The 5,419-nt window shown below is 37.5% G+C and carries 8 protein-coding genes; 5 read left to right on the top strand and 3 right to left on the bottom strand.

Features of this window, described 5'->3' with window-relative positions; all coding sequences use genetic code 11:
* Nucleotides 1-393: 393 nt before the first annotated feature.
* Complete coding sequence (locus IQ228_RS20140) at nucleotides 394-636, bottom strand: hypothetical protein (protein ID WP_027401259.1); 243 nt, start codon at nucleotides 634-636, stop codon at nucleotides 394-396.
* A gap of 573 nt (nucleotides 637-1,209) precedes the next feature.
* On the opposite strand from IQ228_RS20140, the gene IQ228_RS20145 reads away from it, so the two are divergent.
* Together IQ228_RS20145 and IQ228_RS20150 are read left to right on the top strand one after the other, a co-directional pair.
* Nucleotides 1,210-1,476, top strand: a complete 267-nt coding sequence (locus IQ228_RS20145; RefSeq protein ID WP_027401258.1) for a hypothetical protein — start codon at nucleotides 1,210-1,212, stop codon at nucleotides 1,474-1,476.
* Nucleotides 1,473-1,787 carry a type II toxin-antitoxin system RelE/ParE family toxin gene (locus IQ228_RS20150; protein ID WP_027401257.1) on the top strand — a complete coding sequence of 105 codons (315 nt, stop codon included), beginning with the start codon at nucleotides 1,473-1,475 and terminating at the stop codon, nucleotides 1,785-1,787. The genes IQ228_RS20145 and IQ228_RS20150 overlap by 4 nt, the downstream gene beginning before the upstream one ends.
* Before the next feature lie 67 nt (nucleotides 1,788-1,854).
* Here the strand turns inward: IQ228_RS20150 and IQ228_RS20155 are convergent, their stop codons facing one another.
* Both IQ228_RS20155 and IQ228_RS20160 read right to left on the bottom strand, forming a co-directional pair.
* On the bottom strand, nucleotides 1,855-2,508 hold the full coding sequence (locus IQ228_RS20155; RefSeq protein ID WP_193964142.1) for an HAD family hydrolase: 654 nt from the start codon (nucleotides 2,506-2,508) through the stop codon (nucleotides 1,855-1,857).
* Between the two features lie 146 nt (nucleotides 2,509-2,654).
* Entirely contained in the window at nucleotides 2,655-2,999 is a 345-nt protein-coding gene (locus tag IQ228_RS20160) for a DOPA 4,5-dioxygenase family protein (RefSeq protein WP_193964144.1), read from the bottom strand.
* A gap of 419 nt (nucleotides 3,000-3,418) precedes the next feature.
* Between IQ228_RS20160 and IQ228_RS20165 the strand changes: the two genes are divergently transcribed.
* From IQ228_RS20165 to IQ228_RS20175, 3 genes are all read left to right on the top strand, one after another.
* Nucleotides 3,419-4,090 carry a glutathione S-transferase family protein gene (locus IQ228_RS20165; RefSeq protein WP_027401254.1) on the top strand — a complete coding sequence of 224 codons (672 nt, stop codon included), beginning with the start codon at nucleotides 3,419-3,421 and terminating at the stop codon, nucleotides 4,088-4,090.
* A 44-nt stretch (nucleotides 4,091-4,134) separates the two neighbouring features.
* Nucleotides 4,135-5,043, top strand: a complete 909-nt coding sequence (locus IQ228_RS20170) for a TauD/TfdA family dioxygenase (protein WP_027401253.1) — start codon at nucleotides 4,135-4,137, stop codon at nucleotides 5,041-5,043.
* Between the two features lie 128 nt (nucleotides 5,044-5,171).
* On the top strand, nucleotides 5,172-5,419 hold a 248-nt coding region (locus tag IQ228_RS20175; protein WP_193964146.1), incomplete at its 3' end, for a redoxin domain-containing protein.

Below are 5,419 nucleotides of genomic sequence, written 5' to 3' on the forward strand. Positions count from 1 at the left end.
TAGATGAAACTGAAAGAAAGAAACTTGAGGATATCGCCCAAGGTTGGGGAATGAGTCTTTCGTCAGCCTTAAAAAGATTAGTTAGAGAGAAATAAAATGTTGAAAAGATTTAATGACCCGCATCATGATCGAGAATATTGGAAGCGGTTAAAACCGCACGGGTAGGCTTTCCCCCGCGCTCTAAAGAGACGCGGCTCCCAGCCTTCCCGCGATCCCCTGGTGGAATGACCTGACTTTTCCCGTTATCTTTCTAATTGAGCGATCGCCCACTATAACCCCCTCCCCGAAGTCCTATTTTCTCGTTGATTATTCTCATTAAACGTCGCTTGTTGAGAATTAGGCTATAGTCTAAAACCCTTGTTAATTGGGAGTTTCACGACTTAACGGGAAAAGTCAGGTGGAATGACAAGGAGAAAGTTGTCTGCTTTGAGTTAACCAAAAGAAAAATTGCTTTTGTCCTTTTTTATTCTCATCTCCTTGAATAAATTCTCGAATTTTTAAATTAACTAGCTCTGCATTCAAAATAGCGATTTCTTGGTTTGTAGCAAAATATGACGTTTGAATACTTAAGTTATATACTTTGTCACAAGAAATTTTCAAAAAATCACCCTGTTGATTAGAAAATGCTGCTTTCAACGAAAATAGAAAAGGGATTTCCCGTAATGAGAAATCACTTGCCTTTAATTGAGCTTGTAGAATTACTTTTTCATCCTGCTTTTTAGGAAAAACTATTTCACAAGCAATATTATCTAGCTTTACTGTTTCAAATGATAATTCAGCATTAAATATTAAGTTTTTCTTTTTTATAGTCTTTTCAGCAACTATACACTCAATACAGAATATCCTATCAAATATATATAAATCTACCTATAAGGCAGTAATTTAGGAATTTCCTTTGGACAATCAGCAATTAAATCAGCTTTGTGAGTTTCCAATTCCTCCCTAGCTTCCATAACCATAAGTCACACCAATTGAAGCAATATTATTTTTCTTAGCTCCAATGATATCATGAAGGCGATCTGCTTACAGCAGCGTTTCAAGATTCCTACGGAGCGCTATCTCTATTCCTTCGGAACGCTACGCGAACGAGACGCTACCGCGAACGCTATCACACTTTTTATACAGTTATCGAACGCTTACCATATTCCTTACACAGTCAGAGCAAAGATATCACTATAATAGAAATATCAATCTTCACGGTTAACTGTAATGACTATCAAAGAATTACTCTTACAAGAAATTGACAACACCCCCAACGAACTCCTAGAGGATCTGCTGAGTTTTTTACAATCACTGAAAACAACTCCAAAACAGCCTCTAAGTACATATCAAGAACTCTTAGAACGAATTGATTACTTAGAAACAATAGTAGGTATTCGTAAAGGACTAGATGAATTTAAGCAAGGTGAAGGAATACCAGCCGATCAAGCATTAGCAACCCTAAAACACAAATTTAATATTCCTCCTCGCTCATGAATTACCAAGTTATTATTCAACCTACAGCTTTTCAAGAAATCGAAACTGCTTATCGTTGGATGTGCGATAATCTGAGTCCTGAAGTAGCAAACAATTGGTACTACGAACTTGAAGATGCTATAGCATCATTACAAAAATTTCCTAATCGCTGTATGATAGCATCAGAAGCAAAAGTAATTGGTGGTGAAGTTCGTCAACTCTGGATTGGAAAACAAAGAAAATATCGAGTTTTGTTTGTAGTCGAAGAAGATGTTATCGCCATTCTTCATGTTCGTCATAGTCGCCAATCTTATTTAAGTGAAGAGTCATAATGATGTTTATTAGCTATAGCATAATCTTCTGTAAGTATCGCTTTTAATAATGATCAGAGTTGAGCGATCAAATCAAAGGCAATAATGTAGGAATCTCATTTGGACAATCAGCAATTAAATCAGCTTTGTGAGTTTCCAATTCTTCCCTACTTCCATAACCATAAGTCACACCAATTGAAGCAATATTATTTTTCTTAGCTCCAATAATATCATGTAGCCTATCGCCTATCATAACGACAGTAGAATCTAAAAGACTTTCCCTCTCTATAATGTAGGAAATTAAATCACCTTTCACACTTCTATTACCATTTAATTCACTACCATAAACACCATCAAACAAAGGTGCTAAGTCAAAATATTCAATAATGCGTGTAGCATAAATTTGAGGTTTGGAAGTAGCTACAAAAGTTTGATAACCAGCAGCACGAATAATTTTTAGAGTTTCGGGAATTTGCGGATAAAGGGAGTTTTCAAATAACCCAATTGTAGAAAAGCGACTACGATATAGTAAAATTGCCTCCTCCAGTAATGTGTCATCAGAGGTTTGCAATAACTGGGAAAAACTGCTTTTCAGTGGTGGTCCAATACACCAAAGCAATTCATTAGCATCTGGTGGTTTATAACCAAGTTCCGATAACGCATATTGAATACAGCGAGTAATCCCCAGTTTAGGATCAGTTAGAGTTCCATCTAGGTCAAAAAGGACTGTGTGAGAAAGCATTTTGGTGAAATTAGATAGTTTTTATAGCAACCACTAAGGGGGTTAAAATATCAAATGATAGCGCACGTTGACGTAAGGTCATTGATAAAACTTAGACTCCAAGAAACTTTTAACACTGTCACCTGTCACCTGTTCCCTGTCACCTGCTATAACCTTTGCAGAAACTCAATATTTAACGGTAGTTTTTCTCCTAACCACAGAGAATGATCAGTATGATCTTTGACATCATCTCCCGTTTCTGGGTGAACCAAAATATCTAAACCTTCCCTATTAACCATTAACCAAGGCACAACTTCACCAAATTGATGTGGTAAAAAAGCTACTTGATACATGGATTTGGGGTGTGGTCCTATAGGCTGTTCATGCCAACGTCCCAATCTTACATCAAATTTAGCACCTAAACCTTCTCTTACACGAGCAGCCGCTTCACGACTGACGGTATCAAAATAAATATGTGCATGAAAACCAGTAATATCAGTATTTGTATTCATAGTTCTTGATTTCACCTTTTGTTCTCAAGTATCCCGTTTTGGCACAGTTTAGCCAAGTATAACTCAATAATTATTTAGATATACTAATCATTAGTCAGCCATAAATTTAGTCAAACATCTATTTTCTTGTCAAACCACTTGAATTTTTCCTGGGGTCATGCAATACTACTAGAACAATCACCTGTAACTCGGTCAACAAACTGTAGTTTATATTTTACCCCAAGTATTATCTCAATAAGGGTGATGCACAGATAACTGGCAATAGTTATGTCTGCGCTAGTTTTGCTATTAGACATCTGCTGGAAAAGAATGTAGAGACGTTCCATGGAACTTCTCTACACCTAAATTATTTAAGATTTGGGATTTTGATGTCAACAAATTTCCCAAACACAAATCCTAATTTACTAAGGAATTTAAAAATGGCTGATATTAAGATTTATAGTGCGGTTGTTTGTCCTTATGCTCACCGTACCCGCTTGGTACTTCAAGAAAAGGGTATTGATTTTGATTTGATTGAAATTGATTTGCAGAATAAACCAGAAGGTTTTACAAAAGTTTCTCCTTATGGAAAAGTACCTGCAATTACTCATGGAGAAAATCGGATTTGGGAATCAGCAGTTATTAATGAATATCTGGATGAAGTATTTCCCAACCCCCCGCTTTTACCTAATAAACCCATTGCTAAAGCTCAAGCTCGGATTTGGATAGATTTTGCTAATACTAGATTAGTTCCCGCTTTTTCTACTCTGTTACGCAGTTCAGATTTCCAAAAACAAGAGGAAGCCAAACAAAAACTCTATAAACATCTAGAATTTATTGAAAATGAAGGTTTAGGGAAACTTTCTGAAGATGGTCCTTACTGGTTTGGTGAATCTGTCAGTTTGGTTGATTTTACCTTTTTTCCCTGGTTTGAAAGATGGGCTGCTCTTAAACATTATCGTGGCTTTGGTATCCCTGCTGAATTTACTCGTTTAAAACAGTGGAAACACGCGCTCAAAGAACGTGAATTAGTGAAAGCGATCGCTCATTCTAAAGAGTTTTATATTGAGCGATATGCTAAATTTGCCGCTCCTGTGCCTGTCGCTGCTTAGTCAAACGCTGCATTGAAATATTCCTAAATTGAGAACACAGATTTATGAGTTATCAAAACATAGAAGTTAAACCAATTGCTGGACGCATCGGTGCAAAAATTAAAGGTGTTAATTTGGCTGATCACCTCAGTGATGAAATCATCAGCGAAATCAGAAAAGCCTTAGTTGAATATAAAGTCATCTTCTTTCGTGGACAGGAACTTGATGCTAATGGACAAGTAGATTTTGCCCGTCGGTTTGGTGAAATCACTACTGCACATCCCACAGTTCCATCACTTCCTGGACATCCAGAAGTATTGGATTTAGATTATAGCCGCACTGTTGCCCGTGCGAATAACTGGCACACCGATGTCACATTTGTAGATCGTCCGCCCCTTGGCTCGGTCTTGCGGGCATTGGTAATTCCGCCGGCGGGAGGGGATACTATTTGGGCAAATTCGGTGACTGCATACCAAGATTTACCGGAGCATTTGCGTAATTTAGCGGATAAACTTTGGGCTGTACATAGCAATGCTTATGATTATGCCACAGCCTTTGATATACCGGAAGAAGTCAAATCTTACCGGGATGTGTTTACTTCAACGGTGTATGAAACCTTACATCCAGTGGTGAGAATTCACCCTGAATCTGGGGAAAAGGGTTTGTTTATTGGTGGTTTTGTGCGGCAAATTCGCGGTTTATCTCCCACTGAATCAGCCGATATTATTCGCTTGTTGCAATCTTATATTACACGACCTGAGAATACAGTACGTTGGCGGTGGAAAGTTGGTGATGTGGCATTTTGGGATAACCGCGCTACTCAACATTATGCGATCGCAGATTATGGAGATCAACCCCGTCGTGTGCAGCGTGTAACCATTGCTGGTGATCTTCCTTTAGGTATTGACGGTAAGTATAGTCAAGCCATTAAAGGAGATTCTGCGGCATATATTCCCAATCTTGTAGCAGCTTAACCTAACCCCCTAACCCCCTTCCCTTTAAGGGAAGGGGGGAAATCAAAACCTCTCTCCTACAAGGAGAGAGGTTTTAGATTTACAAGCATTAAATAATTGTAATTTGATAATTTAAGGAATTGGATTTTATGGCTTTAACACCTTCGACAATGTTACCTTTGGGAACTTTAGCACCTAAATTTAATCTCCCAGATGTGGTTTCAGGTAAAACGATTTCATTGGCAAACTTTGCTGATAAAAAAGTATTAGTAGTTATATTTGTTAGTCGTCATTGTCCTTTTGTGCAACATATCAAATTTGAATTAGCAAAATTAGGACAAGATTACAAAAATAGAAATGTAGGTATTTTAGCAATTAGTTCTAATGATATTAATAC

It is taken from the genome of Dolichospermum sp. LEGE 00246, from assembly GCF_015207865.1.
GTDB lineage: Bacteria > Cyanobacteriota > Cyanobacteriia > Cyanobacteriales > Nostocaceae > Dolichospermum > Dolichospermum heterosporum.